The sequence below is a fragment of the Halobellus sp. genome (assembly GCF_042218505.1).
Lineage (GTDB): Archaea > Halobacteriota > Halobacteria > Halobacteriales > Haloferacaceae > Haloquadratum.
Genome location: NZ_JBDGQZ010000054.1, coordinates 1 through 23448 on the forward strand (window position 1 = coordinate 1; position 23448 = coordinate 23448).

Below are 23448 nucleotides of genomic sequence, written 5' to 3' on the forward strand. Positions count from 1 at the left end.
CTCCTGGAGCCGGGCGATCCGGTCGGTGAGTTCGTCCGGCCGGTCGTGTCCGTCGGCGATGGCGGCCGCCGCGGTCACCATCGCCTCGTGCTCGGCGGGGAGCTCCTCCCGCACGTGGTCCATGTAGAAGTCCCGCTCGTCCGCGGACAGCGGTTCGTCGGCGTCCGGCCCTATGTCGAGAAGCGGGTTGTACAGCTCCGCGAACGCCAGCCCGGCCTCGGTGATGCCGACGCGGCTGACGTCCTCGTCGGTGATGTCGACGAGCAGGAGCGAGGGCGCGGCGCCGGCGAGCGACCCGTCCTGCTTCGCCCGTCCGACGAAGTGCGTCTGGAACCGGCCGACCGACTTCTCGGTGTCTTCGCCCGTCGGGAGGCCGGCCGACAGCTTCTCCCCGCGTCCGCGGGAGTGCTCCTCGTCGTACTCCTTGATCTGGAGCCCGTAGTTCCGGGCCAGTTCCCCGGTCTCCTTCCGGAACTGGTCGAGATCGATCCACCGGATGCCGTCCTGCGGCGTGGACGTCCCGTCCTCGTTCTGTTCGTGGATGACGTTGGCCAGCCGCCGGACGACGAGCTTCGCGGGGAAGATCTTGTTGTACTGCCCCCACAGCGGGCCGGTCGGTAGCCGGTCCTCGTCCGGCGGCGTCACCGTGGGCACGGTGTCGTACTCCCGCTGGCCGAGGCCGTCGGTCCCGACGTCATCGGGCTCGATCTCCTGGTCCGGTTCGTCGGAGGTCTCGGGTGCTCCGGCGTCGAACTCGGCGACGGCCTCGTCGAGCGTCTTGAACCCTTCCACGTCGGACTCTTCCAGCTCCAGCTGGTTCTCGATGGCTGTCGTCACGAACTCCTGCGGATTCTCGTATCCATCGTCGTCGACCACTTGCTTGATCCGGCCTACGAGGGCATCCGGGATATCGACCACGAGTTTCACGGTCCACCCCTCATAATTCACCCGTATCGGGGCGTTGACCATAAGCGTTCCGGGAGTCCGTACAAATTCCCTCGGAGTATGTGGGAGTCCGTTCGGGGTATGTGTATGACGCAGTTGGCCGCGGCTACCGTCGCTACGCAGTCATCGACGATGCGCGGCGGCCGTACGCCGGCGTTACTCGCCGGAGAGCAGGTCCTCTATCCCGGCTGCGGCCACGATGGCCTCGAAATCCGCGCGATCGATCTCGTAGATGCTGTTCTGCGGGACGCCCCGCAACCCGTCCCGGTCCTTCAGAAAGGAGATCTCGTCCTTGATTTCGCGGACCGGGACCGGGGGATCCACCTCGCGGTACTCGTCGACGTGGGCGTAGTACTCGGTGAGGCAGCCACCCTCCTGGTCGGCGTCGGCCGTCTCGGTCTCGATCTCCCCGATCCTGCCGCCACCGAAGATGACGTACTCCCCGGGCCGGTAGTACACGAACCTGTCGCCCGCGGACAGCTTCCGGTGCCCGGGGACGTTGCTCCGGTAGTTGTACACCTCGCCCTTGACGTCGCCGTAGCCCTGGTAGTCCTCGCGCTGGTTCAGCCAGAAGTAGGCCACCGTCAGTCCTCCTGTGACGAGGGGAGCGTGCCCTCAAGCTCCTCGTCGCCGGGGCCGTCAGACCCGGACGCGTAGTCCGACAGCGACCGATTGGCCTCGCGCCGCCGCTGCGTCTCCATCCGCTGGTCGTAGTCCGAGTAGTCGATGCCGTTGTCCTCCTCATACACCGCCAGCCACGCCCTGCAGACGTGGTGGATGTACTGCCCGGGGATCGTGTTCTTTGCGAGGTGCTGCTTCGGGTAGTCGCGTTGCGGGACGCTCTTCACCGACGCCCACCACTTCCGCGACCGTTCGGTGAAGAAGAACGAGGACGTCTCCGCGGTATCGGTGTCGCCCTCCTTGCTCCAGAACCTTTGATACCGCGGGGGTTGTGGCACGTCGAAGTTCGTCTCAAAGGCCCGTTCGTATTTAATCGGGAGACCGAACATCCGGCCGTCAAGGACGATCGGGTCCTTGAGCGGCGCCTGTGGGACGTTCTCAATCACGTAGTGGTTGCAGTGCCGCTCGGCGATTGAGCGCGCGCTCGGGATCATATTTGTGTGATCGTCGGGATCGCCGGAGATGCTCGTCGTCGCGGCCCACTTGGAGCATACCGGGTGGAACACGCCGAGGTCAAATGTCACGTCGTCCTTGAACGGGATGTCCCAGTCCTTGTCGTCGCCGAGGACGTGGGCGTCCGCCTGTACCGGCTCGCTTTCATTCGTGTCCAGCGGTTCGATACCGACCCTAACGACGTTCCCGTACCACGACAGGATCTCGCTTTCTACACCGTAGTCCGCGAAGCAGTGGAGGATGAGTGGCTCGTCGTGGGAGCTCTCTTCATTGGCAATCACAGTATATCACCAGATGTTCTGGAAATTAAAACAGGAGAACAGAACTCTGTTAATGAAAATAGACGGAGGCGACCGTTCAACGGGAAAGTAGCAGCCATCACTTGATATAGAGTGTACGGGAGAATAAAGTTCGTTGTGTAGTGCGACGGGGTGCAGTCAGTGTAGCCTTGGCGTGGCCCGCATTGGCCAGTGGATAAGTCTTCGGAGTAGTTCTCCAAAGCCTCAAAGACGTGGAGAGAGAGAGGCCGGAGCCCATCCAGGCCCACATCACCTCGCAAGGCATCGAGGTGCTGAACGACGAACCCGTCTCGATTGTGGACGAGGTCAAGTACGGGGCGAAATTTGATGAGCTGTCGTTCGACGAGCAGACGTTCACGCTCCGCGTTCACAGTCTCGACGCGGAGGCGGACAAGGTGAGCGTTCGCCGGAAGCGGCAGGCTGTCGTAGACTGGTTCTTCAGGCGTGCGGAGGAGGAGCTCCCGGAGCGGGCGTCGCGTTTCGAGTCGAAGCTGGGGACCGAAGACACACCCGTTGAGGTCGGCGAGATCGACGGCCGGTGGGGAGAGTACGACGACGGGACTGTCCGGCTCAACTGGCGGCTGGTTCGCGCTCCGGTGCGTATCCAAGACTACGTCTTGGCACACGAGCTAGCCCACACAGTACACGAGGACCACTCCGACTCGTTCTGGAACACGGTCGGAGCCCTCGTCCCCGACTACGAGGACAGGCGCGACTGGCTCCGGGTGAACGGTAACACCCTAACAGTCTGACCGCCGGGGGCCTCCGAAGACCAGAGCTCCTGAAAACCGCCGTACTCCGAGGGGATTGGGGGCCCTCGGATATGGGCACAGACTGTCGTTTATGGCGATAACAAACGCCATACGACGAGAGGTGCACAGCTCTTGAGAGCGCACGACGACGACCCGCGGGTGACAGGGCCGCACAAGCGGACCTGCGAGTCGGGAGAGATCGAGTTCTTCTGGCGGTGCGAGAACTGCGGGCTCACCGCCACCGACCCGAAACTCCGGGAGGGCTGCCCCGCCTGCCACCGGGGGGTGGGGTGGCTGCCGTGAGCCGGAACGACGAGTTCGGGCGCCGGGACGACCCGAAGCGGATCGTCTGGGAGCTCATCGAGCACGGCGACGAGACGCGCACGGTCGGCGCAACGGTGACCGAGGTGCAGAGGCAAGCCGAAGAGCGCGGGGTCGACCCGGAGTGGACCCGTTCGGAGATCGAGAGGCGCATCGAGTGCGGCGACCTCGAAGACCTGAAAGCAGACTACGTCTCGCCGGTGAGCAGGCGCAGCCGGCGCGCCTACGGAGAAGGGGGAGACGACGGGTCGGTGCAGCTCGGGCTCGACGCCTGGAGGGAGTAAGTTCACCCTCCGGGTGCTCGCCTTTTTTAATTTCATAAAGACGCGTTTTCGGAGGGTGAACTTGGGGAGTCCGCAACCGCGAGGGGGCGTGAGCGACGGTCTCTCCGAGGCAACGCGAGGCCCGCGCTTCTACAGCGTAGCCGATCCGACCCTTCGGCTTCGTCCGAGGAGAGAGCCCAACGGCGGGCAAGCGAGAGCCAGCGAGGGGCCCGAAGATCGCTCCGTGTCGGGGCCCCTCGAACGGCGGTCCACAACATAACGAACGAGGTCAACAGAGATGGAACGAACCCCGGTACGCGACAATCCAGCCTTCCTGTACTGCAGGGAGGAGACGAAAGACAAGATCCGCCGACTCAAGCAAGGGGGCGAGACATTCGACGAGCGCATCCGCAAATTAGCCCGCGGGTTCGACCCCGACGCGGAAGCAGCTGCCAGTCCCGAGGAGGTGGACGGGGATGGCAGCTGAGCGCGAGCCGCCGGAGGACATCGACGAGTTCCTCGACCGGCACCGGGACGTCGCCGAGCCGCACGCCGACTCCGGCAGGCCCGCGTCGTGGCTTACCGAGTGGGCATTGGGCGCTGCCGACCCGGAGGGCTGGGAACGGGAGGAAGACGATGAGCGCTGACGAGGACGACGGCTTCTGGAAGGGCCTCGAGACAGAGCTCGGCGAGGACGAGCTGCAGGCGGCTCTCGAAGAGGCGGACGACGACGAGGTCGTCTGTCGGGAGTGCGCGGCGGCCTTCGGGCAGATCACGGAGCAGCATCTCGGTACCCACGGCAAAACGCTGGACGCGTACATCGAAGAGCACCCTGACGCGCCGATTTATCCAGAAGCGCCCGAACGGCAGCCCGGACGCGAGGAGGGCTACAAGCACAGCGAGGAGACGATACGGCGGATCTCCGAAAGTATGACGGATGGAGACGATGCATAGCGGCCCCTCCCCGGAGTGGCTTCGTTTCCAGGAACTCATTAAGAACGCGATACGTCGGGGTTGGCGAGAGCACGACCGCGTCGGGATTTTCCTCGACGAGCTCCGTCACTGCGAGGTCGTGCTCCGAGGCCCCGAAGACGACATCTCGTCGCTCCCCGGGCCGGTGGCGCGCGAGCTGGCGGCCGCGATGGAGCGCTACGAGGAGGCGGGTCGGCCCGGAGGATACGACGAGGTCTGCGCGGCGAACGTCGTACTCGCCTCGTTGAACGGGCTGGCACAGGCCGCGGGGGAAGCGGACTGATGTCTCCGCGCCAGAGCGCCGCCAGGGTCGTCCACGAGGAGCCGGAGGACCTCCCCGACCCGGAGGCCGGAGACGCTGGCCGTCGTATGCGGGGAGCGTTCGGAGACTCGGTAAACCGGCTGCTGGACCACCACGCTTCCGAGGACACCCGGCAGGTCGCTGTCCAGGGAGAAATCTCCTCGATGAAGAGCTGGCTCCTCACGTTCGCCGCGAAGACCCTCCAAGATCGCGGCGAGTCAGTGCTGATCCTCGTCCCGCAGAGGGGAAACAGAGAGGAGATCGCCCGCCGACTCGGAGAGCACGGCGTCCCCTACATCGAAAAGCCAGCCCGGCAGGACCTCTGTGCGTGGGACGAGTGGCAAAAGGAGGTCAGCTACGTCGATGAGGGCGTCTGCTCGAACAACGGGTGCAAGTGGTACCCTGACGAGGAAGACCTCGGGCGCATCGCGAAAGACGCGATCTCGAGGTATCGGCTGTGGTACGGAGACCGGCCCCTGCAGGTTGACTTGGGGACTGCACAGGAGCTGTCGGAGGCGCTTGAGCGCCACATCTGCCCGTTCTACCTGCTGAGAGGGCTCGACGAGTACAAGGACGCCGGAGACGCCGTCCGCGTGGCGACCGTGGAGAAGGCGTTCAGCAACGCTGGGGGAGACCGGTTCGACGACGCGGACGTCGTTCTGCTCGACGAGGCGCACACCGTCTCTGCCGACACGGAGCGAGTCAAGAGTCCGGTCGACATCGAGGAACTGCTGGACGCGATGGAGCACACCGCTGGCACCATCCGGACATCCAACAAGGACCACAAGCGGGCAAAGCGGGACCTGCTGGGCCTCCGCGACGTCTTCTCCGAGTGGGCGGACAGCGAGGACTACAATCCGTCTGATCTGTTCGACGCGCGGACGGAGTTGGTGGATGTGGGGTTCAAGACTCTAGACGACGTCGGAGACGCCCTGCAGTCAAGGACGGACAGCGGAAGCTGGGACACAGCGAGAGAGGCCACGGAGGCTTACCGATCGCTGGGGGTGGTCCGCGAGTTCTTCTCCGAGTTGAAGCAGTGGCGCGCGGGCAACAGAGATTTCGTGCGCGTGCGCCACGACGCAAAAAGTGGCTCCGTGGACAAGGCCTATTTCCGACTCGTGGGCGGCGACCGGCTGTGTGCGACGCTGGACCGCCTGTACGAGGTCTGGGAGAAACGGGGGACGGAGCCAGCGATTAAACAGAGGTGGGGCGGGCTGCTTGACACCCACCTAAGCGGTGCCTACGAGGGAAGAAGGGTCTTCGCTGGAGGAGACCGCGAACAATCGAGGCCGGCACCGCGGCCTCTCGACCTGCTCCGGGAGTTGACGGAGGCGGAGACGCTGATCGGGTTCTCCGCGACGCATAACGAGGCCTCCGACCCGGCGCGGGACCCGAGCGAGCTCCGCTCGACGAGACACACGCTCGTCGCTATGCCGCTGCGCCTGCGGACCAAGGGAGACGAAGAGTCGGGGTACCACGGCAAGGACGCGGTGGATCCGAGCACTCCCTGGTTCCGCGAACTCATCGAGGAGACTCAAAAGGCGACGGGCGCGAAACTCGCGGCCGTACCCGTGAACACGAAAAACGAAGCGAAGTGGGACGGGATTCCCGTGCGGACTCTGTCAATTCCGGACGGATCGGGGGGAACCCGTGGTGTGAACGGGCTGGTCCCACACTCGAGGGCTGCTGTTGGCAGCAAGGACTTCGAGCAGGAGGAGATCGACGCGGTCCTGTGCGGAATACAGGTGCAGTCGCCCGGCGAAACCGCGTGCCGGCTGCTGGACTTCTGGGATATGGTTCGGGCCGACCACGGCAACCCCGAGGACGCGCTGGAGGAGTCCTGGCGGCTCCTCGCCCAAAGCGCCGTCGCCGGGACGATTCAGGCTGGGGGCCGCTTCCGCCAGGGCGCGACGAACCTCGTGTTCGACCGCGGGGAGCTGTTGGAGCTGGCCGGGTTCGGCTACGAGCGGGCGAGCGCGGAGAGCCCGGGCTTCGCCGGGGAACTGGTGAGGCGGTTCGAGGAGCTGAAAGAACCCTGGGAGACCCAGGTCCGCGCCAACCGTGCCAGGAAGACCGTGGAGCACCTCGTGGGGGCCGATTCGAAGTCGCCGACACCCAACCAGTACCTCAGCAGCTTCCAGCGAGCCTACGACGAAATGAGTGAAGAAGACGCCAAAGAGGGTCTCAAGACTGCCATTGATGAGGGTCGCGTGGAATATTCCGGAGACCGACTCCGACTCCTCGAGAGCGCCGGGTCGGGGTAGCGCCGAAGTTCACCCTCCGAAGACGCGTCTTTAGGAATTAAAAAAAGGCGAGCACTCGGAGGGTGAACTTGGGCTGTCCCGCTGCTTCTCGGGGGCGTGCGCGTAGCACCACGCGCGCGGGTAGGAGCCGTACGGGATCCTGCGGCGTTCTCGCACCGGGGTCCAACGGTGGGAAGTATGGACACAGACGAAAGCTCCGCGACGGAGGCGCGCATAGCGGTGAGCCAGGAGTGTCGGGAACTGGTCCGGGAGAAGAAGCGCGGCGGAGAGACCTTCGACTCCGTCCTCTCGAAGATGGTTGAAGCGCACGAACGCGAGGAGTAACGCCAGAGGCTGCCAGCTCCCGGCCCGGACCGAACGGCGCCTAGACCGCTCACTCTTGCGCGGCCAAGGCGTCGGCCAGCTTGTCGGGGTGCTCCTTGAGAAGCCCGCGGAGGTCCCGCAGCATCTCCTTCTCCCGCTCGTCGTCCGACTCGGCGATGTCGTCGAACAGGTCGTCCTCCGCCTCGTCGAGGGTGATCGCGGCGCGCTGGTTGAGCGCCAGACCGCAGCCGGGACAGAACTGCGGGTCGTCCTGCAGAGCGCTCTGGCACTGGGGGCACTTGGTGAGCTCGGGCGCGTGGTCGTCGTCCTCGTCGGCGAGTCCCATCTTCGCCAGGATCTGCTGGTTCATCTCCTCGTCGGTCACCTGCGAGTAGGTCTCGAACTGCCGGCTGTCCTTCACCCACGTCGCGCGGTGCTTGATCTCCTGCTCGGAGAAGCCCTGCCGGATCCAGCGCGTTATCGCCGTCTTTCTGAAATTATGTGGGTTCACTTTCTCGCGGTCGACGCCGGCGTCGTCGGCGAGACGCTTGAGGCGCCGCTGCAGCTGGTAGTACGTGAGCGAGCCGTCGCCGTACTGGTCATCGTCTTCCCGCTTGAACGTGTGGAACAGCGGGGCTTCGGGCTCGTCGGCCCGCGGGTGGACATCGAGCCAGTTTGCGACGTAGGGCTTGCTGTAGGTGAGCGGGAGCTTGCCGCTCGCACCCTTCCGACCCGACGCTTCCTCGTTGAGCGTTACGACACCAGCCCGGTTCCCGATCTCAACGTCCCCGACCCGAAGCGTCCCGAGGGCCCCGATCCGGAGGCCGGTGTCGACGAGCATCTCTATGAGCGCCTTGTCGCGGGGGTTCCGCGCCGCGTCCCGGAGCGCTGTCAGGTTCTCCTTCGAGAGCACCTTGTCGGTGTCGACCTCGCGCTCCGGAACGGCGCCGATCTCGATGTCCTCCGCCCACTCGCGGTCGAGGAAGCGGAAGAATTTCCGAAACGCCTTGCGGTAGTTCCGAAGCGTACCCTCGGAGTAACCTCGGTCGTGCTTGTACTGGAACAACAGCCCGTCGACGTCCTCGCGGCCCATCTCAGTCAGCGGCGTGTCGGAGCGCTCGGCGCTGAGCCGGAGGTGGCTGAGGTTGTTCACGAGCGTACTCGCTGCTAGGCCGCGCTGGACGTCCTGGTTCCGGATGAAGGACTGGATCGCGTTCCGGTCGTCGTCGGGGATGTCCGCCTCTTCGAGCCGTTGGAGCTGGTTCGTGAACTGGTCGTCGAAGCCGTGTATATCTTCGATTGTTGACATAACAAACAAACGTTAGAATCACGAAAGTGCATTGCTTACGATCTCGGCAACTCGTGAAAAAAGTAGGGACGAAAAGGGGTTTCTGCGGCTGTACCGCTTCTCAGCGGGGAGACAAGTTAAGCATCAGCGCTCCTCAGTCGTTTGTACCACTCACAAGACCGGAGGAGCGTAACTATGGATGCTAACAAGAAAGAGGATACCTATGAAGAAGTCGTCTGTCGAGAGTGCGGGAAAAAATACGGCCAGATCACGGAGTCCCATCTGCGAAGTGACAACTGTACCGGGCGATTCGAGTTCCCCAAGGAGTATGAAGAGTACCACGATGCCCCGTTGGCCTCTCAAGCGGCAAAAGAAAAGATGAGCAACGGATAAGTAAGGATCGGCCAACAGCCGGTCACCGACTCGACGCAGCCCAAAACAACCAAACTGCTTCTAGGAAACACCGAAGGGTCAAGATTCGAACATCGAACGTCGAACGCCGCCCGGGACTATTCGCCTTGTGTCTGTAGTCCCCGATTTAGACCTTCAGCCGCGCGTATTCGGTGCAGTTCCATCCGCGTGGCCCGATCGTAGTTTGTCCCAACTCGGTCGCCGTTCAGCACGCGCCCTGCGCAAGTCACTGAAGCGTTCCTTTGGTCTCTTTCGACCTCCGTGTATGGCTTCTCAGCAGATGAGTTTCGCTCCCAGTCGTTCGGCTCGAATTCAACATCTGACTCGAACCCTCGCTTCTCAGAGTCTTCAGTGCTCACTACACGTGGCTTGATAGCGAGGAACTTCACGTCCTCCGGCGTCTTTCCCAATTGAAGAGGTCAACAGCACGCACAGGTCGTCGTAGTCCATCTTCTCATCTTGGTTCTCGATGGCGATCGCCTCACCAGCATTCATTTTGCTGGTTACGAGGTCTGCTGAGAAATCCCCTGTTGCTTCTTCGGCGCGCGCGTCCTCGATTGCAATCCCGAGTTCCGCGCTCTGTGAATCATATTCTCGACGTTTAGAAGGACGAGCGAGAATATTCGCTCTGCTGACAATAAGGAGTACAATTACTTGCAGTCGAACTACTGTAGGCTTTCGTCTCGGGATAATTAATTTCTGATGAGTCAAATCGGGTGAACATTCAGTGAGCAGTCGTCGCCCGTTTCAGCGTCTCTTAGACGAATCAGCGTTTATCTGGAGAATCATATCATACTGGCCTGGTATTTTTCTGTATAGAGCGGTTATATACACGTATGAATCGCCGAAAATTTTTCACCGTGGCCGCGGCCACACTGTTCGTAGCGGGGTGTACTGGTGGTAGTGGGGGCAGTGGCGAGCAAGGAACGACCCCGGCTGGATCGGTGACAGCGGCGCAAGGGGGCGCCAGTCCGGCGATTTCGATGAAAGATACGACGTTCCAGACGCTGAGAGCCGAGGTTGACGCGGGCGCGACTGTTAAGTGGGTCAACAACGACGGGGTCCCCCACACTGTCACTGCCGCTCAGTTCCACGACACAGCGAAGTCGTGGAGTTTCGACAAGGAAGTCTCAGGCGGAGGGAGCGTCACTCGCACCTTCGAAGAGAAAGGCGTCTACGAGTATTACTGCGCCATTCACGGCAAGAGCACGATGTGCGGTGCCGTCCTCGTCGGGGGCGCGACGCTCGACAAGAGTCTCCCCTGTGCCGATGGTGGCGGTGGGGGCGGGAGCGACGAAGGACCCTACTGACTCCATAGTCTGTGAGTGATAGACGCTCTGTACCGAGCAGTTCCCGATCGACGTTTTCGGCTGGGATCTCGAGGCCGTCGATCCCGTCCACTGTCTCCAAGAGGCTGGCTGGAGCCATAATCCAATATCAGTGGTTTTTTTCGTAAAAACTTTATTCGTATTTTTGTTTCGGGTGTTTCGGAGGGCTCGGAGTTCCGGCGCGTGAGGACTGGCGTTCGTATCAAAAATCCCGGGTGCCAACCGAACGCAGCGGAAACTGGACTGGGATGATACTGAACTGCTGATGCAAGGCTGGTATCCTCGAATGCATCAACATATCTCGACGTTCTTGTGTCGGAAACGATATCTACCGATGTATGGGTTGCACGCGTATTCTGGGGTTATCGTGGCTTCCTCTGCCAAAGGCTCTCGTCGGAAAGCACATTCCACATTTCGAATGCCAAGGGCCAAATGTCGCTCTCCCGTATTTCCACTCGATGAGCGAGTCAACGGAGACGAGTACGAAGCCAAAGATATCAGTTGCAGTTGTGGACAAGACACACGCGAACGAGATCCCGGACAATATCGACTCGGAACTGTATACGACGACGAGACCGGAGTCGTCGCTGGTCGAGTTTTCGGCTGATCCCGACGGTGAACTGGCCGAGGCACTCAGGCGGAACGGATTCGAGGTGTGAACTGCTCCGCTGTCGTTCACGTGTGCTGTCGAGTCGACGTTGAGTCCCGCTGAAAGATCCCTGTGAACTGGTCAGAGTTCTATCGATCATCGCACTCCGTCCGTACAGCGTTCCTATTTTGGATACAAATATGGGCACAGGAGAGATCTGTTCCCACGTCGTACTGGGTAGAAGTGATCCGGTTCGAACGGACGAAGGCGGCCTGAATGCGTTCGATCTATTCCGCGCCGCACTCTCTGGTGGCTCCAGTGACTCGGCGTACCCTCTGATTAGTAGTGCGAATTGGGCCCGACTCGAACCTGACGAGGGTCCGACGGCCTGAGTACAGGAGCGTCCAGGGGTGTCGTAGACGGATTACTACATCTGAAGCACGATTCGCTCGACACGGGGCGAGATTGGACCGCACTACAGCGTGCCCCCCGGAGGCCGTTCGGAAGTCCCCAATAAGAGATCGGGGATGTAACAAATATAACTTAGATACACTATTATTCAGTTGCTCTCGTAATCGCCTTGGTAAACCAGTGAGACTGTACTTCTTTAATGAGCAAAATGGTTGTATGGAGTCAGATACAGAAGTCGACTGCAATCCAGATGCGGATGTGAGGATGAGGTCGATGATCAACAGTCGGTGGCTTGAAATCAGTTCTACCGACTCTGGCGTGGAACAGACAGGCCGGTGACGAGATAACGGCTGAAGGGATAGTAGCCGTCGGGACGAGATCATCGGGGCTCAACGTAATCCGGGCGCGTTGGGTCGCTGTAAGGCGTAGAGATCCACCCTTCGACCAAGCCATTAGTATTATACACGACATGTGCCCCGTACAGACGGGGGAGTCATAGCTTTGATCGCAAACCGTGGCTGGTGGTTCTGCCCCGGGCTACTCGGATCCCGTAGACAGTTCGATTGTTCCCTCGATCCGACCGCATTATGCGCGCTACAGTAGCGTTTGCAACTGATTACACAGCCGATCGCACGCAGTCGTGCGATCGAGTGAGCAAAGACTTGCAAACGCTACTATAGCAAGGAGACACCTGACACACAAGTCCGACTGACAGGTCCTGAAAACGGCCGTCGATCACAGGGTAACCGACTGGAATATTGTTTTTGTACTATAAATATTGAATTAACACTTTTGGCTTCGAAAAGAAGGTTACTTATAGGATTTCTGGGATGGAGCGAACGGGACACAACAGTAGACGGATGCGCAATCGAAGGGACTCTGGTCGTCGACCGATTCGCCGCCGAGTCCCGACTAGCGACGATCCGGTCTCTCGACAAGCCGACGCGACGGACATCCGGTGGTGCCGACGCGCGGTCCGACGGGACGATCCGATGGCGCGTGCGGTGACTGCGGCCCCACAGCTTTTGTATGATAGGTCTTACGAGTCGGTTTCGAGCAACGGCATTCGTATTGGTACTTCTGATCAGCCTCTTCGGCGGCACGGCGGCATTCGCCGGGACGGCCGTCGCTGATCCGGGGGCGATCGCACTCGACTCCTCGACGTACACCGACGGCGATACAGTCACCATCACCGTCGACGACGCCGATCTGCCGACCGGTGAATCGTACGTCGTCGACGTGGAGTCAGATACTGAATCGCAAAGAGATGTAATGGACGAAGATGTTTCAGATAGGACAAAGTCTACTGTAACAGATCAATCGGTGATAGATCTAAATGGAGATAATAGAATAACCACTGATGACATTATATATACAAATAATGGAGATGGATCTGGCGTTCTCTCAGGAGTTTCCCGTAATCCAAACGGGACTGTAAATTTGGAATTAGTCTCGGATTCCGATTCAGATGATACAATTACGTACAAATCTGCTGAAACGGTTCTTCTCAGTCATAGCTCTGGATCAAAGTTCACCGGAACAATTTCAATTGACACGACTGACTCAATCGGAACACTCCACATATCAGATACAGACAATCTAAATTCGACCTATTACGATGAGAGTCAAAGTTCGAATATAATAGCATCTGCGAAGGTCGATATAGGAAAGGAATCACCAGAATCCGACCCAAATCCCCTCACCCGCAGCCCCGCAACCGAATTCGCCATCGGCAGTCTGGGCGGTACGACGTTCACTCACAGCGAGAGCGTCATCGAAATCCCGTTCAGCGAGGGCGTCTCGAAGGCGGGCGGCGAAGCCGGCGGATTAACCCGCAGTGAGAACGTGACGGTCACTATCGATGGCGTAGACGTGACCGACCGATACGTGCTCGACGCGGACGGTTCGGCCGGCGGCCAGGTCCTGCTCAGTTCCCCGACCCCGCTCGATTCAGGGGCGTCCGTCTCAGTCGCCATTGATGCAGTGAACGACTCAATCGACACTGAGACGATCAGGCCGGGGACCTTCGACGTGCAAGCGACGGATGCGACCGTCGTCGAGGGCGAGGGGGAGGTCAACGTGTACGAGGAGACGACGTTCGCGTTTATTACGGCCGACGGATCCAACGACGTCGATCAGTCCTTCGAGGTCGAGAACGGGAGTGGCGCGTTCGTCTTCGCCGGCGAGACGGGTGCCGGGAGCCAGGTCTTCGCCTTCGACACGGCGGCGCGGAACTGGAGCGGGGCGTACGCGATTGAAACGCGACTCGACGACGGGAGCCTCGACAGTCGGACGGGAGTCACCCTCCGGTCGCTCGATCTGGACGTCGTCGTCGAGGACCGATCCGTGGCGACCGATGGATCGATCGAAGGAACGATCGAGGCCAATACCGCCGATCGGACAGTGAGGGTCGCCCTCGTGGCCGAGGATGGACGGGCCCTCGCAGCGCGGAATCGCACGCTGGCGGGGAACGGGGAGACGGCGTTCCGGTTCGGGCCAACCAACCTCACCGCTGCGGGACCCGATAACTACACTGTCACCGTGACCGACAGTGCGACCGACGTCCGTGCCGCGTCCCGACCGGTTACCGTCGTCGACGCGGCGTTGAAGTCCGCCGGCTTCGGATCGACAGTGGTGAGCAATCACGCAGGCGACGTCGCGGAGGTCACCGTCGGTCTACAGTACGCAGACCAGGCAACGGTCACCGTCGGCAGCGACGTTGCCGGATTCCGGGCGAATGCGACCGTCGTCGACGAGAACCACGACGGAACGGTCCGCTTGCGGTTCAACACTGCGGCCGTCGCCGGACGGACCTCGCTGCCCACCGATGGCGGCGACGTCTTCGAGACTGTCTCGGGCGGCAACGTCTCAGACGCGGTCGTCGCGGCCGACATCGACGATCGGAACGCGGTGACCGGTGTGCCCGCTCCCGGCGAATATCCGCTGTCGGTCCGCCCCGGGGCGGTGGCCGGTGACGATGCGACGGCCGTCGGGACGCTAGTGCTTGACAAACCCGGCGTGCGGACGGTCACGAACTGGGTCGCACCCGCGGAGCTGAGACTGACGACAGTCGACGATGTCGTGGCAGAGACTTCGGCCGGACGGCTCACCCCGGCAACCGAAATCGCTGCGGGGGACGTGATCGTCCACCGGATCGTGGCCCCTGGTCTCGCGGGGGCATTCGTCCGCCAACCGGGGAGTTCAACTGAGGCGTTCTTCGCGCTGGCAGGCAACCAGACCAGCGGCCGTTACACCCTCGACGTTTCGCAGCAGGAGGAGGTTGTGAACCGCGAGGCCTCACAGCTCGATATAAACGAAACCACTGCGAGTGTCGTTGCCGACCCCGACAACGACACGTACCTCGTGTCGTACTCGCTGGGGGGTCCCCCGGAGGTCGCCGCTTCGGGTGATCGTGCGGTCCGGACGACTGACGGGACCGTCCCGACAGCCGGCGACTCGTTCCTTGCGAACGTCACGATTCACGAGCGCGGGCCGTTCACGGGCCTGGAGTCGAGTGCGCGGACTGCGAGCGCCGACTACGCGCTCGTCGACGGGACGGTCCAGGCGACCGAAGACCCGGTAGTGGTTACAGTCGGCCCAAACCAGTCGATCCGCGGGACGACGAACGTCGCACCGGGAACGACGCTTGACCTCAGGATTCGACCTGCGAACGAGAACACGACGGCGTATCTGCAGACCGCGACAGCGACAGTCGCCACCGACGGGACCTGGCAGGCGCGTGTTGATTTCAGGGATCGTGAGGTCGGTGACGAGTTCGTGCTGCAGTCGGTCGTCGGTGCCGTGCCCGAGGCGAACGAACTGAGTGTCGGTGGGGAGATTCGCGTGATCAGCACCACGGCGGCCACGACGTCGCGCGCGACGTCCGGCCCGAGCCAGGGGAACGGGGGCGGCAGCAGTGACGCATCGGGGAGTGGCGGGAGCGCATCCGGCGAAGCGCGCGAACCCACGGTCGATCAGTCGCCTACTGCGACAGCGACGGTTGCCCCGGAAGACGACTCTGTCGTCGACTCGACCCGGGAGTTCGTCGGCGGAATGATCGGGCGCTTCGTCGACGACGCAGACGAGGAGACGCTTCGCAGTCGGCTCTGGGGCTTTGATGGGCTCGTTACGATGGGCGGCCTACTGCTCGTCGGCCTCTTCATCATCTCCCGGCGAGGGTGACGGTTAGATTCAATCGGCCGTCGTAACGCCTAAGAACCGATGAACCGTTCTATTCGGTAATGAATCTGAACGCGGACGCGAACGTCGCGGGCCCACCCAGACCGGAACGGAGGTGGTTCCGTGGGCGTTGAGATCAAGGAATCGACAGTCAGCGACGAGGAGTTCGAGGAGATGAAGCGGTTCGTCCGCGACTACCTCGCCGCCAGCGTAGAAAGCGAAGAGGACGGCGGACGAATGCGGTGGTATCCCTGGCACAGCGCCGATTACCGGTTCAACCACATCCTGAACGTGGTCGAACTCGCTACGCGCATCGCCGAGCGCGAAGGCGCAAATACGGACGTCGTCCGGGTCGCCGCGCTGTTCCACGACATCTCGAAACTCGAAGCCGATCAGGAAGTCCACGCCGAGGAGGGTGCCCGCGTCGCCCGCGAGTACCTCCAGACCCACGGCGACTTCCCGCAGTCGTTCGTCGAACAAGTGTGTCAGGTAGTGGCCGACCACTCGTATCAGGGACCGCTGTCGGACGTCTCACTGGAAACCCAGAGTCTCATCGAGGCCGACATCCTCGACAAGGTCGGCGCGAACGGCACGGCGTTGATGCTGCTGCGGATGGGTTACGAGTCGCGGACGCATATGGACGCCGCCGAGATGATCGAGCGGGTGCTAGAGCGCGGCCGCGACGCCACCGAGCGGGTCGATTCCGACGCCGCCGAGAGCATCGCACACAAGCGACTCAAGCGCGTCAAGTGGTTCCGCGAGTGGCTCGAAAGTGAAGTCACGCAGATGAACCACGAACCTGAGGAACCGGAACTGTAGTGCGCCGGGTCGCGTGACAGGTCGGTCCTGAGGTGTCGACCCCCTCCGGCCGCGCTTGAGACGATCCGACTGACGACACGCTTACCTGTCCGCCCGAAAACGTGCGTAGCGTGTCCGCCTCGTTCCCTCCAGACCTCTCGAAAAACGAACAGATCGGCATCGCTGCCGTGTTGCTTCTCACGTTCGTATACAGTCTCGTCGTCGCCGGACAGATCCTCCTGTGGTTCGCGCTCGTCGGGGTCGCCGTCGGGATCTACATCGCGTATCTGCTCGTCCTCGCTGTGTTCCGGATGGTCGAGGCAGTGGAGCGACTCGCCGTTGCGGTCGAGACGCGGAACGAAGTCGATCAGACTCAGACGAGCGAGGCCGGGGTGACGAGTGGGGGAACGTCCGGTGCAGTCGAATTCGGCACAGGTGCAGATGAATCTGACACGGATGACGCCCCGTCTGGCGCGGATGCCGACGGATCCGATCCCGCAGCCGGCGATCACGAGTCCGACGAAAGCGGAGACGATACCGAAGCCTGATCGGGGCGATCACGGCTACCCGATCGGTGCTCGTTTGTACGCCGGCGACCTACGACGGACAATGACCGACTCCGGCAGCTGGGTCAGCCTCTTTTCGGGCGGCAAAGACTCCTCGTGGGCACTGTACCGCGCGCTCGAGAGAGGGCTAAGCGTGTCGCGACTACTCACCGTCCACCCCGGCGAGGAATCGTATATGTATCACGTCCCCGAGACCAGATTGACCGGGCTCGCGGCCGAGAGCATCGACATCGACCTCGTCGAGGTCGAACCCGACGACCTCGGTGCGGCCGACGCCGACGACGCGAGCACACAGGGCGACCGGGAGATCGAACCCCTGGAAGCAGCGTTATCAACACTTCAGACCGAACTGTCGGATGGGCTCACCGGCGTCACCGCCGGGGCCGTCGAGAGCGAGTTTCAGACCTCGCGCATCCAGGCGATGTGCGACCGTCTCGGTATCGACCTGTTCGCGCCGTTGTGGCAACGCGATCCGGTCGAGCTCGGCCACGAGATGCTCGATGCGGGCTTCGATATCCGGATCGTGCAGGTCGCTGCGGGCGGCCTAGACGAATCGTGGCTCGGTCGAACGCTCGACGCTGACGCGTTCTCGGACTTACAGCGTCTCAATCAAGAGTACGGCGTCCACGTCCTCGGCGAGGGTGGCGAGTTCGAGACGCTCGTGACCGATGGGCCGCATATGCGCCGGCCGATCGAACTGTCGTACGAGACTGTCTGGGAGGGCACCCGGGGCCACATCCACGTGACGGACGCGCGACTCGGCGACACCTGACCCCCTGTGGCGATCACCTTCTCTCCTGACTCTGTTTACCTCCGGTACCAATGTATTTATTTTTCTCTCTAGTATATATTCTATTCGTGTTGAGTGTGTGGAAACTGTCCCGGAACCGATACGGGCGGGCAATCTACGATCGTTTGCAGGCCCTCGGGGTGACGGCAACACTGATGACGGCGTATACGGTGGAACTCCCACTCGCCGGTGGGACCGTGTCAGATTCGGCGTGCTCCGTCGAAGTAGCGAGTCCTGACCGAGTCGCGTCTCTCGGAGCACCTCTCGGGGAACTCCGCGACGACGAGGCTGTTATTGCGGCGTTCGACGACGAAGCGGCGATCGGATACCTCTTCTGCTCACTGAATGCGGCGCACAGCATCGGGCCGCTCGAACAGGAGTGTGAGTTCGACGGCGCGTACATCAGGCGCGTATTTGTCGATCCCGACCACCGACAGCGTGGTGTTGCGAGATCACTGCTGAGGAACGCCTGCCAGTGGGCGAGCGATGGAGGAGCGCGACGGGCGACGGCGCTCGTCGCTCGGGACAACGTCCCCTCCCGACGACTGTTCGAGCGCGAGGGCTTCGAGCCCGAACAGAGACACGTCTATATTAGATTCGGACCGTTTGCATATCGTCGGCGTGGCTGACCCTAAGTTCTCCCGACAGATACATAGATATATAGAATTCTACTAAGTAAATAATTCTCGGGGTATTTTTACAAAGGGTGCGCGCGACCGTTCAGACGAGGATGAGCCAGGGAGTCAAAGAGACACTCCGGGAGGTCAGAGCCCGGGTCGAAGCCACCGATCGCGTGCTCGAACCGGCCGAACGAACGAACATCGCGGCGACGCTGACGGGCGCAGATTACATCAGTCTCTCCGCACTGTCCGTGGCGTGGGGTTCTGCACTACTGTTCCTCCGCGGTGAGCCGAACCTCGCGCTCCTCGCGATGTTCGGGGCCTTCCTTTTGGACAAGGCCGACGGCTGGTACGCGCGCCGGACGGGAAACTCCTCGCCGTTCGGCCGTCGGGTCGACTCGTTCATCGACGTCTTCGCGTATCTCGTTCCAGCGGCGCTCCTCTATCGGGCGTTCTCGCCGCACGTCGTCGCGACGTGGATCGTCGGATTCCTCGTGCTCGCGTTCGGGGGGTTACGACTCATCCGCCACAACGCGGAGGGGTTCGGCGAAGACGGAGCGCGGAGTTACTACCACGGCACGACCGTCGTCCACACGAACCTCCTTGTGGTCGCGAACTACGTGCTCGCGGTGTTCGTCGGCTGGTCAGGCCTGCTTGCGGGCGTCGTCATCGCGGCCGCGTGTCCCCTGATGATCTCGAACTACAAGGCGTACAAGACGGACGCGAGCCATATTTTCGCGGGCGTCGGCGCGTTGATCGCGGCCGGCCTCGCCCTGTGTCTCGAACTGGGCTATCTATGACCAGTCGGCGGACGGTCACGGTGGATCCCCACCTCCACACCGTGGCGTCGTACGACGGCCACACCACGCCCGAGCAGTTACTCGATACTGCCGAACGGGTCGGCCTCGACGCGGTGGTCGTCACCGATCACGATACGGTCGAGGGCGCGCACGTCGCGAAGACGCTCGCTGCGGGCCGCGATATTGTCGCCGTCGTCGGATGCGAAGTCTCGACGGCCGATGGCCACCTGCTAACGATCGGCGTCGACGACGCCCCCGAACCGGGACGACCGCTCCCCGCCACGGCCCAGTCTGTCCGGGACGCGGGCGGCCTCGCGGTCGTGCCGCATCCGTTTCAGCGATCCAGGCACGGCGCACGGGGCGATGCGATCCGCGCGGTGGATGGCATCGAAGTCCACAACGCTCACACCGTGTTGAACATCCGGAACAGTCAGGCCCGACGGTTCGCCGTCAGGCACCGTCATCAGATGTTCGGCGGGAGCGACGCCCACCGGCCGGAGAACGTCGGTCTCGCAGCCACGGAAGTTCCACTCTCGGCGGGGACGGAACTCACCGAAGCGTCACTCCTGCGCGCGATGCGGAACGGCGGCACGGCGGCCGTCGGTCGCCGCACCTCCGCGTGGCAGTACGTCAGCAAACTGTTCTCGAACGCACGACACAGGACAGCAGCGCTGATGTGATGACCGACGACGTCTTCGCCTCTCCGGAGGCGCGACGGAGCGCGCTGGTTCGTCTCGGCCTGCTCGTCGGGTCGTTCGTCCTCACGGCGCTCGGCGTCGAGATGCTCTCTCCCTCGGTGACCGATCCGGGGTGGGTCCAAACGCAGTTGGCGGGCCTGGGACGGTATGCACCGCTGGCGTTCGTCGCCCTCCAGACAGTCCAGGTGATCTTCGCGCCGGTCCCGGGACAGATGCTCGGCGGCATCGGTGGCTTCCTCTTCGGCGGACTACGCGGCACCGTCTACAGTATGCTGGGCGTCGTAGCGGGAAGCGCCGTCGTCTTCTTCGCGAGCCGGCGGTTCGGACGGCCCTACGTCGAACGCGTGGTCGCCGCCGAATCACTGGAGCGGTGGGACGCGTTCTTCGAGCGCGGGGGGCTCCTCGGGTTGTTCGCGCTCTTTCTGTTGCCGACGTTTCCCGACGACCTGCTCTGCTTCGTCGCTGGACTCGCTGACATCCAGTCCCGGCGGTTCCTGACGCTCGTGCTCGTCGGTCGGACGCCCTCGTTCCTGCTCGCCGCCTACGTCGGAACCCGGGTCGCCGACGGCGCGCTTCTCCAGGCAGCCGCAATCGTCACCGCACTGGGTGTGTTGTCTGCCGGCGTATACTGCTTCAGACGACAACTGCTGGTCGCGCTCGAAAACGAGTAGGGACCCCGGAGGAGACGGGACGACTATTTGTGCTATCGAATCATCAATAGGGATACGTAGTCAGATGATGGCTTCCACTCACGGCCTCGCGAGTGTCGCGCTCGCGGCTGTACTGCTGCCCTTCGCCCCGACGCAGGCCGCACCGCTAGTCCTCGCTGCGGCCCTCATTGGCGGGACGGCACCCGATCTCGACGTGTTCGCCGCCCATCGGAAGACGTTCCACTACCCGGTCGGCTACACGGCGCTCGCGGCGGGGGTCGGCGGAGCGCACGCCGTCGCCCCGAGTCCGATCGTAGGGCTCGCCTGCGTCGCGGTTGCCGCGGCGGCGGCGCATTCGTGGTCCGACGTCCTCGCCGGAAGCGTCGAGACTGAACCCTGGAACCCGACGACGGAACGAGCAGTGTACAACCACGCCCTCGGTGGGTGGCACCGCCCGCGGCGACTCATCCGGTATTCGGGCGCAGTCGAGGACTTCCTGCTGGGATTCGTCTGCGCGGGCGTGGCTGTCGCCGCGCCGGCCACCAGCCCGACGGCTGATTCGGGTCTGATCGGTCTGGTCGGACTCGCCGGATTATACACGGTGCTTCGGCATCCCGGCGTTCGGCTGGATTCGATCACCGAGCGGTGTCCGGCCAGCCTGTCGGACCGGCTTCCATCGATCAGCGTCGAGGAGACAGAGAGCGGCGCGACGACGGTTGCGGTTCGCTACCGGTAGCCTGCTGGCTAGAACAGGACTCCCGAGCGTGTCTGGACAAGCGGCAAACTGCCGATGGACTTCTGTGGATTCGCGCCCAGGGATACTTATGGGAACAGATGACGGCGGACACAGGTCGCAAGCGATCGACGCGCTCGCCGGACGTGATCACGTGACAGCAGGAGACGAGTACACGCGGGCCGGATGGCAGGTGCTGGCCGAGCCGCGGCCGGACCAGAGCCCGTTCGAGGCGGACGAACGGGGGTGGGTCGGTGAGGGACTCCAGTATCTGACCGCCGCGGCCGTTGCATACCGCGTCGCCGGTGTCGACGCTCGCGCCACGCGTCGCGCGGTGGAGGGAATCACAATCGCGCGAGACCTGGAGACCGCTCTCGACACGCCCGTGCAGCGGGCGTGCCTCCGGGAGTTCGTCGCCGACTTTCGGGCCGTCGGCGATACCGGCGACGTCGATGCGGCGTACCGGCAGGCGATCGATGCCTACCAATCGCTCAATGACGTCGAGTCCGTCCGGCGATGGGCGACGTCGCCGTTGTTCGAGGCGGCCGCAGCGACGGTTCGACAGATGGCCCGGACGGTGGCTAACGGCGAAATTGCCATCGACTGGGGTGACCTCCACGGCAGCGATGTCTCGAATCCCGGAGCGTTCCTGGCCGAACGAGCCCAACTCAAGCGCCAGCGCTTCCGATCGCTGATCGCCCGCGTGGTCGAGGGCGGCTGGCTCGCCGCCTCGCGCGGAACAACGGAGTACGGCAACGCTACCTTCCGGTGCCCGGAGTGCGAGTCTACCGACGTCAACTGGATCGCAAACCACGTCCTCTGTCTTCGGTGTTCGGCGCCAATGACCGAACGCTGATCGGGTGCGGAAACCGGGCCGATCTCGTGACCGAACACTGATTTAGTGCGGTGACTGGGTCTCGTGACCAGACGCTGATCGGATACGGTGACAGGGCCGTTTTGCTGAACGAGCCCTCAAACTCGTCAGTCGCGAGTGCAGCGCAGCGACTATCCGAGTCGGGAGTGCGCGCCGACCAGGGCAGATGACAGTTCGATGTCTCCCACGCGCGCGTGTTTATCGACGATGGTGCTTCTGAGTTCGGAGTCCCGAATCACGGCGTCGCCGAAGACCACGCTTCTGTGCAGTTCCGAATCAGTGATCTCCGCGCCTGCCATCACGTGAACGCTCTCCCCGAGGTCCACGTTCTCGAGGGTCGCGTCGTCGTTCACGTACGTGTCGCCGCCGAGGTGCCACGACACCGCTTCGAGGTAACTCTCGGGCGTTCCGATGTCGAACCAAGCGCCGTCGAAGGTGAACGCGTTGACCTCGCCGCGGTCCTGAAGCCACTGCATCAGCCACCCCGGCTCGTCGGGATTGTTGCCGCTTTCGAGGTACGTCTCGAAGTCCGGAAGCGTCTCCGCGGGAAATGCGTAACAGGCGATCGAGACGAGCGTGCTCTGGGGATCCTCGGGCTTCTCTTGGAAATCGACAACGCGGTCTCCGTCCAACTGGACGAGTCCGTAGGACTTTGCGCGCTCTCGCGACCCGACGTCGTAGGCGGCGAGCGACGGGGTGCCCTTCTCGGCGAAGAAATCGACGAACTCAGAGACCTCGAACGAGAGCAGATTGTCGCCGGCGACGACGACGAGGTCGTCCGCGACGTTCTCGCGGTCGATGAGTTGTTCGAGCGCGCCGACGACGCCGAACTTCTCGTCCTCGGCGACAGTCTCTTCGACCGAGACGGTCGGTTTCTCATACGGGGAGTCCTCGAGGAACGCCTCGAAGTCGCCGGCAAAGGCCTCGTTGGTGCTGACGTACACCTCCTCGATTCGGTCGTCGTCCTCGAGTTCCTCGAAGATGATGTCGATAACCGTCCCGTCACCGACGGGCAGGAGCATCTTCGGCCGGTCCTTCGTGATCGGCCACATTCGTGTCGCGTACCCGCCCGCGAGGACAACAGCTTTCATACCTTCCACCTCCCACCGGAGTTTCAAGACTGTTTCCCCGGGCGAGATGATCGGCGGACTCCGCACCG

At 62.6% G+C, this 23448-nt stretch carries 26 protein-coding genes; 21 read left to right on the top strand and 5 right to left on the bottom strand.

What is annotated here, in order from left to right:
• From ABEI27_RS13755 to ABEI27_RS13765, 3 genes are all read right to left on the bottom strand, one after another.
• The coding region (locus ABEI27_RS13755) for a hypothetical protein (RefSeq protein ID WP_375799976.1) at nt 1-969 on the bottom strand (969 nt) is incomplete at its 3' end.
• A 132-nt stretch (nt 970-1101) separates the two neighbouring features.
• Entirely contained in the window at nt 1102-1527 is a 426-nt protein-coding gene (locus tag ABEI27_RS13760; protein WP_375799977.1) for a hypothetical protein, read from the bottom strand.
• Between the two features lie 2 nt (nt 1528-1529).
• Complete coding sequence (locus ABEI27_RS13765; RefSeq protein ID WP_375799978.1) at nt 1530-2360, bottom strand: hypothetical protein; 831 nt, start codon at nt 2358-2360, stop codon at nt 1530-1532.
• Between the two features lie 230 nt (nt 2361-2590).
• On the opposite strand from ABEI27_RS13765, the gene ABEI27_RS13770 reads away from it, so the two are divergent.
• From ABEI27_RS13770 to ABEI27_RS13805, 8 genes are all read left to right on the top strand, one after another.
• On the top strand, nt 2591-3130 hold the full coding sequence (locus ABEI27_RS13770) for a M48 family metallopeptidase (protein ID WP_375799979.1): 540 nt from the start codon (nt 2591-2593) through the stop codon (nt 3128-3130).
• A 299-nt stretch (nt 3131-3429) separates the two neighbouring features.
• Entirely contained in the window at nt 3430-3735 is a 306-nt protein-coding gene (locus ABEI27_RS13775; RefSeq protein WP_375799980.1) for a hypothetical protein, read from the top strand.
• A 277-nt stretch (nt 3736-4012) separates the two neighbouring features.
• Nucleotides 4013-4201 carry a hypothetical protein gene (locus ABEI27_RS13780; protein ID WP_375799981.1) on the top strand — a complete coding sequence of 63 codons (189 nt, stop codon included), beginning with the start codon at nt 4013-4015 and terminating at the stop codon, nt 4199-4201.
• Entirely contained in the window at nt 4191-4361 is a 171-nt protein-coding gene (locus ABEI27_RS13785) for a hypothetical protein (RefSeq protein WP_375799982.1), read from the top strand. Before ABEI27_RS13780 ends, ABEI27_RS13785 begins: the two co-directional genes overlap by 11 nt.
• Nucleotides 4351-4668 carry an NUMOD3 domain-containing DNA-binding protein gene (locus ABEI27_RS13790; RefSeq protein ID WP_375799983.1) on the top strand — a complete coding sequence of 106 codons (318 nt, stop codon included), beginning with the start codon at nt 4351-4353 and terminating at the stop codon, nt 4666-4668. The genes ABEI27_RS13785 and ABEI27_RS13790 overlap by 11 nt, the downstream gene beginning before the upstream one ends.
• A complete protein-coding gene (locus tag ABEI27_RS13795) occupies nt 4661-4969 on the top strand; it encodes a hypothetical protein (protein WP_375799984.1) in 309 nt (102 codons plus the stop codon). Before ABEI27_RS13790 ends, ABEI27_RS13795 begins: the two co-directional genes overlap by 8 nt.
• Complete coding sequence (locus ABEI27_RS13800; RefSeq protein ID WP_375799985.1) at nt 4969-7251, top strand: hypothetical protein; 2283 nt, start codon at nt 4969-4971, stop codon at nt 7249-7251. Before ABEI27_RS13795 ends, ABEI27_RS13800 begins: the two co-directional genes overlap by 1 nt.
• Nucleotides 7252-7428: 177 nt before the next feature.
• Nucleotides 7429-7575 carry a hypothetical protein gene (locus ABEI27_RS13805; protein WP_375799986.1) on the top strand — a complete coding sequence of 49 codons (147 nt, stop codon included), beginning with the start codon at nt 7429-7431 and terminating at the stop codon, nt 7573-7575.
• A gap of 49 nt (nt 7576-7624) precedes the next feature.
• Here the strand turns inward: ABEI27_RS13805 and ABEI27_RS13810 are convergent, their stop codons facing one another.
• The gene (locus ABEI27_RS13810) at nt 7625-8863 is read right to left on the bottom strand and encodes a tyrosine-type recombinase/integrase (RefSeq protein ID WP_375799987.1); all 1239 of its coding nucleotides are present in this window, start codon (nt 8861-8863) and stop codon (nt 7625-7627) included.
• Between the two features lie 174 nt (nt 8864-9037).
• Here ABEI27_RS13810 and ABEI27_RS13815 point away from each other — a divergent pair, with 174 nt between their 5' ends.
• From ABEI27_RS13815 to ABEI27_RS13875, 13 genes are all read left to right on the top strand, one after another.
• Nucleotides 9038-9235, top strand: a complete 198-nt coding sequence (locus ABEI27_RS13815; RefSeq protein WP_375799988.1) for a hypothetical protein — start codon at nt 9038-9040, stop codon at nt 9233-9235.
• Nucleotides 9236-10089: 854 nt separating this feature from the next.
• Nucleotides 10090-10563: a plastocyanin/azurin family copper-binding protein gene (locus tag ABEI27_RS13820; protein ID WP_375799989.1), complete on the top strand. Its 474-nt coding sequence runs from the start codon at nt 10090-10092 to the stop codon at nt 10561-10563.
• 476 nt (nt 10564-11039) lie between these two features.
• Entirely contained in the window at nt 11040-11240 is a 201-nt protein-coding gene (locus ABEI27_RS13825) for a hypothetical protein (RefSeq protein WP_375799990.1), read from the top strand.
• A 2186-nt stretch (nt 11241-13426) separates the two neighbouring features.
• Nucleotides 13427-15763: a BGTF surface domain-containing protein gene (locus ABEI27_RS13830; RefSeq protein WP_375799991.1), complete on the top strand. Its 2337-nt coding sequence runs from the start codon at nt 13427-13429 to the stop codon at nt 15761-15763.
• 120 nt (nt 15764-15883) lie between these two features.
• Nucleotides 15884-16579 carry an HD domain-containing protein gene (locus ABEI27_RS13835; RefSeq protein WP_375799992.1) on the top strand — a complete coding sequence of 232 codons (696 nt, stop codon included), beginning with the start codon at nt 15884-15886 and terminating at the stop codon, nt 16577-16579.
• A 110-nt stretch (nt 16580-16689) separates the two neighbouring features.
• Nucleotides 16690-17106 carry a hypothetical protein gene (locus tag ABEI27_RS13840; protein WP_375799993.1) on the top strand — a complete coding sequence of 139 codons (417 nt, stop codon included), beginning with the start codon at nt 16690-16692 and terminating at the stop codon, nt 17104-17106.
• A 61-nt stretch (nt 17107-17167) separates the two neighbouring features.
• Complete coding sequence (locus tag ABEI27_RS13845) at nt 17168-17896, top strand: diphthine--ammonia ligase (protein WP_375799994.1); 729 nt, start codon at nt 17168-17170, stop codon at nt 17894-17896.
• Nucleotides 17897-18069: 173 nt separating this feature from the next.
• The gene (locus tag ABEI27_RS13850) at nt 18070-18543 is read left to right on the top strand and encodes a GNAT family N-acetyltransferase (protein ID WP_375799995.1); all 474 of its coding nucleotides are present in this window, start codon (nt 18070-18072) and stop codon (nt 18541-18543) included.
• Between the two features lie 101 nt (nt 18544-18644).
• Complete coding sequence (locus ABEI27_RS13855; protein ID WP_375799996.1) at nt 18645-19334, top strand: CDP-alcohol phosphatidyltransferase family protein; 690 nt, start codon at nt 18645-18647, stop codon at nt 19332-19334.
• Nucleotides 19331-20014 carry a CehA/McbA family metallohydrolase gene (locus tag ABEI27_RS13860; protein WP_375799997.1) on the top strand — a complete coding sequence of 228 codons (684 nt, stop codon included), beginning with the start codon at nt 19331-19333 and terminating at the stop codon, nt 20012-20014. Before ABEI27_RS13855 ends, ABEI27_RS13860 begins: the two co-directional genes overlap by 4 nt.
• Entirely contained in the window at nt 20014-20703 is a 690-nt protein-coding gene (locus ABEI27_RS13865; RefSeq protein ID WP_375799998.1) for a TVP38/TMEM64 family protein, read from the top strand. Before ABEI27_RS13860 ends, ABEI27_RS13865 begins: the two co-directional genes overlap by 1 nt.
• A 67-nt stretch (nt 20704-20770) precedes the next feature.
• Nucleotides 20771-21418 carry a metal-dependent hydrolase gene (locus ABEI27_RS13870; RefSeq protein WP_375799999.1) on the top strand — a complete coding sequence of 216 codons (648 nt, stop codon included), beginning with the start codon at nt 20771-20773 and terminating at the stop codon, nt 21416-21418.
• 88 nt (nt 21419-21506) lie between these two features.
• On the top strand, nt 21507-22271 hold the full coding sequence (locus tag ABEI27_RS13875; RefSeq protein WP_375800000.1) for a hypothetical protein: 765 nt from the start codon (nt 21507-21509) through the stop codon (nt 22269-22271).
• Between the two features lie 149 nt (nt 22272-22420).
• Here ABEI27_RS13875 and ABEI27_RS13880 read toward each other — a convergent pair whose 3' ends face one another.
• The gene (locus tag ABEI27_RS13880) at nt 22421-23380 is read right to left on the bottom strand and encodes a sugar phosphate nucleotidyltransferase (protein ID WP_375800001.1); all 960 of its coding nucleotides are present in this window, start codon (nt 23378-23380) and stop codon (nt 22421-22423) included.
• Between the last annotated feature and the right edge of the window lie 68 nt (nt 23381-23448).

What these genes read in the sequence shown, in the direction of transcription:
- ABEI27_RS13780 (WP_375799981.1), top strand. Translation starts at nt 4,013, where the DNA reads ATGGAACGAACCCCGGTACGCGACAATCCAGCCTTCCTGTACTGCAGG.
- ABEI27_RS13785 (WP_375799982.1), top strand. Translation starts at nt 4,191, where the DNA reads ATGGCAGCTGAGCGCGAGCCGCCGGAGGACATCGACGAGTTCCTCGAC.
- ABEI27_RS13790 (WP_375799983.1), top strand. Translation starts at nt 4,351, where the DNA reads ATGAGCGCTGACGAGGACGACGGCTTCTGGAAGGGCCTCGAGACAGAG.
- ABEI27_RS13795 (WP_375799984.1), top strand. Translation starts at nt 4,661, where the DNA reads ATGCATAGCGGCCCCTCCCCGGAGTGGCTTCGTTTCCAGGAACTCATT.
- ABEI27_RS13800 (WP_375799985.1), top strand. Translation starts at nt 4,969, where the DNA reads ATGTCTCCGCGCCAGAGCGCCGCCAGGGTCGTCCACGAGGAGCCGGAG.
- ABEI27_RS13805 (WP_375799986.1), top strand. Translation starts at nt 7,429, where the DNA reads ATGGACACAGACGAAAGCTCCGCGACGGAGGCGCGCATAGCGGTGAGC.
- ABEI27_RS13810 (WP_375799987.1), bottom strand. Translation starts at nt 8,863, where the DNA reads ATGTCAACAATCGAAGATATACACGGCTTCGACGACCAGTTCACGAAC.
- ABEI27_RS13815 (WP_375799988.1), top strand. Translation starts at nt 9,038, where the DNA reads ATGGATGCTAACAAGAAAGAGGATACCTATGAAGAAGTCGTCTGTCGA.
- ABEI27_RS13820 (WP_375799989.1), top strand. Translation starts at nt 10,090, where the DNA reads ATGAATCGCCGAAAATTTTTCACCGTGGCCGCGGCCACACTGTTCGTA.
- ABEI27_RS13825 (WP_375799990.1), top strand. Translation starts at nt 11,040, where the DNA reads ATGAGCGAGTCAACGGAGACGAGTACGAAGCCAAAGATATCAGTTGCA.
- ABEI27_RS13845 (WP_375799994.1), top strand. Translation starts at nt 17,168, where the DNA reads ATGACCGACTCCGGCAGCTGGGTCAGCCTCTTTTCGGGCGGCAAAGAC.
- ABEI27_RS13850 (WP_375799995.1), top strand. Translation starts at nt 18,070, where the DNA reads ATGACGGCGTATACGGTGGAACTCCCACTCGCCGGTGGGACCGTGTCA.
- ABEI27_RS13855 (WP_375799996.1), top strand. Translation starts at nt 18,645, where the DNA reads ATGAGCCAGGGAGTCAAAGAGACACTCCGGGAGGTCAGAGCCCGGGTC.
- ABEI27_RS13860 (WP_375799997.1), top strand. Translation starts at nt 19,331, where the DNA reads ATGACCAGTCGGCGGACGGTCACGGTGGATCCCCACCTCCACACCGTG.
- ABEI27_RS13865 (WP_375799998.1), top strand. Translation starts at nt 20,014, where the DNA reads ATGACCGACGACGTCTTCGCCTCTCCGGAGGCGCGACGGAGCGCGCTG.
- ABEI27_RS13870 (WP_375799999.1), top strand. Translation starts at nt 20,771, where the DNA reads ATGGCTTCCACTCACGGCCTCGCGAGTGTCGCGCTCGCGGCTGTACTG.
- ABEI27_RS13875 (WP_375800000.1), top strand. Translation starts at nt 21,507, where the DNA reads ATGGGAACAGATGACGGCGGACACAGGTCGCAAGCGATCGACGCGCTC.
- ABEI27_RS13880 (WP_375800001.1), bottom strand. Translation starts at nt 23,380, where the DNA reads ATGAAAGCTGTTGTCCTCGCGGGCGGGTACGCGACACGAATGTGGCCG.